The following is a 3,619-nucleotide window of genomic DNA, read 5'->3' as shown; positions in this document are numbered from 1 at the left end:
GCCCCGGGGGGGGGTCACCTCCCCGGGGCCAAACACGTTCCCCCCAGCGGTGCCGGGGTGGGGGGGTTTGCACGCCACCTGCACCCGGACGGCGGTCAGCCCTTGGCGAGCATGGCGTGGAAGGCCGCGGCGAATTCGGCGGGGGTCTCCAGGTGCGGGCTGTGGCTCGCGTCGGCGATGACGACCTCGTCGTAGGTGCCGCCGGATTCGGCGTAGCGGTCCAGGACCGCCCGGGTCTGGGTGATCATCGGCTGGGGCGGGCTGGTCTCGTCGCCCGGCCAGCCGGGGACCGCGCCCAGTTGGCCGAGGTAGGCCAGGTCGAACATCGACGTGTCCGACACGATCTGGTCGTGGGCGCCGCGCAGCCACAGGATCGGCGGCTTCGGGTCGATCGTGTGCAGGTCGTCGATGCGGAAGTGGGTGGGGGACATGGTGTTGAGGACGCCGCGGGTGCCCGGCTTGATGCCAGGCCAGACCGACGTGGTGCCCAGGTCGCCGGGGTAGTGGTCGTCGCCGATGCGGGTGGTGAGCATGGATTCGACGAACAGGTCCGCGTGCGCGGGCTCGAACGGCGGCTTGACGTAGTACGCGAGCATGATCTGGCGGGGCGAGAACGGCGAATCGGCCGAGGTGTCGCCGTCGCGGAGGCGTTGGACGAAGTCGGGGCTGGCGCCGCCCGCGCCCGAGCCCGCACCGTCCACATCGGTCAGTTCGCCGTCGGCGCCGCGGGTGCCGCCGAAGCCGTAGGGGGACACCGGATTGACCAAGGTCAGCGTGCGGACCAGGGCCGGGTGGTCGCGCAGGAGTTGGGTCACGACGCCGCCGCCCATGCTCCAGCCGACGAAGTGGGCCGAGTCGACCTCCAGCGCGGCGAGCGTGGCCACCACGTCGTCGGCGTAGTCGCGCAGGCCGCGGGTGGCGTCGACCGGCTCCGGGTCGGTGTCGCCGAACCCGCGCAGATCGATCGCGATCGGCCGGTAGCCCGCGGGCACGTCGAGCATCGTGTCCTGCCAGAACAGGCTGGACGAGATGTTGCCGTGCACGAACACCACCGGGTCGCCGGTGCGCCCCGCGACCTCCAGCACGTTCACGGTCAGCCGGTCGGTCGGCACGCGGCGGGAGGTCACTCCCTCGAACAGCGTCATCGGATTCCCGTTCCTCTGGTTACGCCAGCCAGGTGGTGACCTGGGCCATCGCCGAGGTCGACCAGCCGAGCTGCAAGTGGTTGATGGTGGAGATGAGGGCGGTGCCGCCCACGGTGGCGACTCCGGTGGTGCTCAGGGCGCTGGCGATGAAGACGATGCCGTCGCTGGGGCCGCGGGTCTCGTTCCACACCCCGACGATGTTCGGCGCGCCGCCCGCGAGCAGGTACACCTGGACCGCGGCGGGCGTGCTGGTCGCCTGGATGGTGGAGATCAGCGAACCGGCGTTGATCGCGGCCTGGATGCCCGGGCCGTCGGTGTAGAAGCCTTGTCCGCCATAGTAAGTCGTGTACCAGTCCTGTGTGGACCCATTGACGCCGAACGTGCCGTCCCACCTGGCGAGCATCTGCCGCTGGCCGGGGAACGCGTCCCAGCCGCCGGTCGGGGTGATCGACAGCTCGGGATGGTAGGTGTAGAGCCCGAAGCAGGTCATCCGGGTGTGCGGGCTGGGCGCGTTGATCTTGCCGCCGCACTCGGGCCAGATGGAGAAGTCGTGCGCCCAGCCGTGCGCGAACGGGTAGTCGTAGCCGCCGTTCGGGCCGCCGAGCGTCATCAGCTTGCGCACGTCGCCCGCGTATGACCGGCCCCAGGCGGGTTTGACCGACGAGACGTACATCCGGGCCGACATCATGCCCTTGCTCCAGCCGACCACGTCGACCTTGCTCACGCCGAGCCGGGACTTGATCACCGCGATGGCGTCGCCGACCTGCTGCGCGTGCTGCAGGTTGTCGCCCTGCTTGTGCGCGAACCCGATCGCGAACACCTTGTAGCCGCGGGTGTCGAGGTACTGCATCAGGCCGGTCGACGGACACGTCGCCGACCCGCAGCCGAATCCGCCGGACTCGTTGGGGTTGGCCCACGCGCGGTCGGGATTGTCGTTGGCGCCGTGCACAAGCAGCACCGGCGTGGCCTTCGTCCCGGTCGACCAGCGCGGCGCGGAGTAGAGCAGGAACCGCGACGACGACGGCTTGCCGACGTTGTTGAAGAACGTGCGCCGCTGGCCGTCCTGGTCGCCGCGCCCGTCCGGCGGGTACTGCTCGTCGCGGAATCCCGTTGTGGTGTCCCGATATCGGTCGACCTTCGCCCAACCGTTGGCCACCGAGGTGTAGGTGGCCTCCTTGGTCAGGTACGCCGGGTCGGCCGCGGCCTGGGTGACCGGGACGGCCACGAGCCCGGCCGCCAGTAACAGGGTGGCAAGGAAGCGAACGGAACGCATCGACATCTCCTCGTCAGGGGGCGAGCGCGTCGGCGACGGCGCGGGCGCCCGCCGGGCCGAACAGGATCGTGTAGTGGTTGCTGTCGGGCACCGTGCGCACCCGCAGGGCGACCGCGTCCGGGTCGGGGTAGAGCGGCACCGGCTCGTCGAACAGCCCTCGTTCGGCGCGCAGGAACAGGGTTTCCGGGTCGAGCGCGGCATAGGCGTCACGCGGTGCGGCGCCCACGTGCAGGTCGAGGAAGTCGTCGCGGACCGCGGCGTGGCTCACCCGGCTGCGCAGTTCGGGCTCCGCGCCGGTCAGGTCGTAGTCCACATAGGACTCGATGGCGGGCGTCCACTCGGCGAATGCCGGGTGCCTGCGCCAGAAGTCGCGATACTCCGCGCGCGTACCGAACCGCATCGACAGCCTGCGCACGGCGGGCCCGAGCAGGGTGTCCAGGTCGGCGGGGCCGTCGCCGGGCGGGGCGGCCAGCGGGGCGCCGCCGTCGACCAGGACCAGCCTGTGCACCCGGTCCGGGTGCCGCTGGGTCAGCACGGACGCGACGAACCCGCCCATGGAGTGGCCGACGACGGTCGCGCGCTCGATGCCCAACGCGTCCAACACGGCGACACAGTCCTCGGCGTGCGCCACCATTCCGTACGGCCCGGGCAGTTCGGAGCTGCCGCCGCGCCCCCGCAGATCCGGCGCGACGATCGGCCCGTCGTGCCGGGCGGCGACCTCCGCCCAGGCGAGGTGGGACGCGGTGATGCCGTGGATCGCGAGTACCGGAAGCCCGTGGTCCGGGTTGCCCCAGGTCGCCACCGCCAGGGTGCCACCCGCCACTCGGACGTCCGACACCGGAGCGATCCGCGCTGACGACGCGCTGGCCATATGCGGCGACCTCCCGGACCTGGGCCGGCCACGGACGTTGTGAGCCGGCAGCCGGTACCTTCCCCTTCTTGGGCCGGGCCGTCAACGTGTTCGGCCACTACCTCTTGATGGGAAATGTGTCGGCTGGGCCTATATCGCTACCAGCCTTGCGAGTTCCCGCCCGTGGCCACTGGGTCGGCATCGGGGAAGGTCGAGCAGGTTCGGGGCTAGGCCGTGTCTCAAAGTCGTAGCCACTCGTTGATCGTGGCGATGTGGACCGTGGCCTCGTAGCGGACGGCGAGTTTGTCGTACCTGGTGGCGACGGCACGGTTGCGTTTGAGCCGGTTGATC

3 protein-coding genes are annotated in these 3,619 nt (G+C 70.7%); all 3 read right to left on the bottom strand.

Features of this window, described 5'->3' with window-relative positions; translation table 11 throughout:
* Window positions 1-95 precede the first annotated feature (95 nt).
* Genes ACT4N7_RS14250 through ACT4N7_RS14240 form a run of 3 tightly spaced genes read right to left on the bottom strand, consistent with a single transcriptional unit; the run spans window position 96 to window position 3,256 of the window.
* The gene (locus ACT4N7_RS14250; protein ID WP_444829183.1) at window positions 96-1,145 is read right to left on the bottom strand and encodes an alpha/beta fold hydrolase; all 1,050 of its coding nucleotides are present in this window, start codon (window positions 1,143-1,145) and stop codon (window positions 96-98) included.
* Between the two features lie 19 nt (window positions 1,146-1,164).
* On the bottom strand, window positions 1,165-2,418 hold the full coding sequence (locus ACT4N7_RS14245) for an esterase/lipase family protein (RefSeq protein ID WP_444829182.1): 1,254 nt from the start codon (window positions 2,416-2,418) through the stop codon (window positions 1,165-1,167).
* 13 nt (window positions 2,419-2,431) lie between these two features.
* Window positions 2,432-3,256, bottom strand: a complete 825-nt coding sequence (locus ACT4N7_RS14240; RefSeq protein ID WP_444829181.1) for an alpha/beta hydrolase — start codon at window positions 3,254-3,256, stop codon at window positions 2,432-2,434.
* Window positions 3,257-3,619 lie beyond the last annotated feature (363 nt).

The organism is Actinokineospora sp. (assembly GCF_052390155.1).
GTDB lineage: Bacteria > Actinomycetota > Actinomycetes > Mycobacteriales > Pseudonocardiaceae > Actinokineospora.
The sequence above is the reverse complement of the archived record's forward strand: the minus strand, read 5'-3'. Positions and strand labels throughout refer to the sequence as shown.

Bases quoted from the DNA above. Each gene is read 5' to 3' on its own strand.
- ACT4N7_RS14250 (WP_444829183.1), bottom strand. From the start codon at position 1,145: ATGACGCTGTTCGAGGGAGTGACCTCCCGCCGCGTGCCGACCGACCGG.
- ACT4N7_RS14245 (WP_444829182.1), bottom strand. From the start codon at position 2,418: ATGCGTTCCGTTCGCTTCCTTGCCACCCTGTTACTGGCGGCCGGGCTC.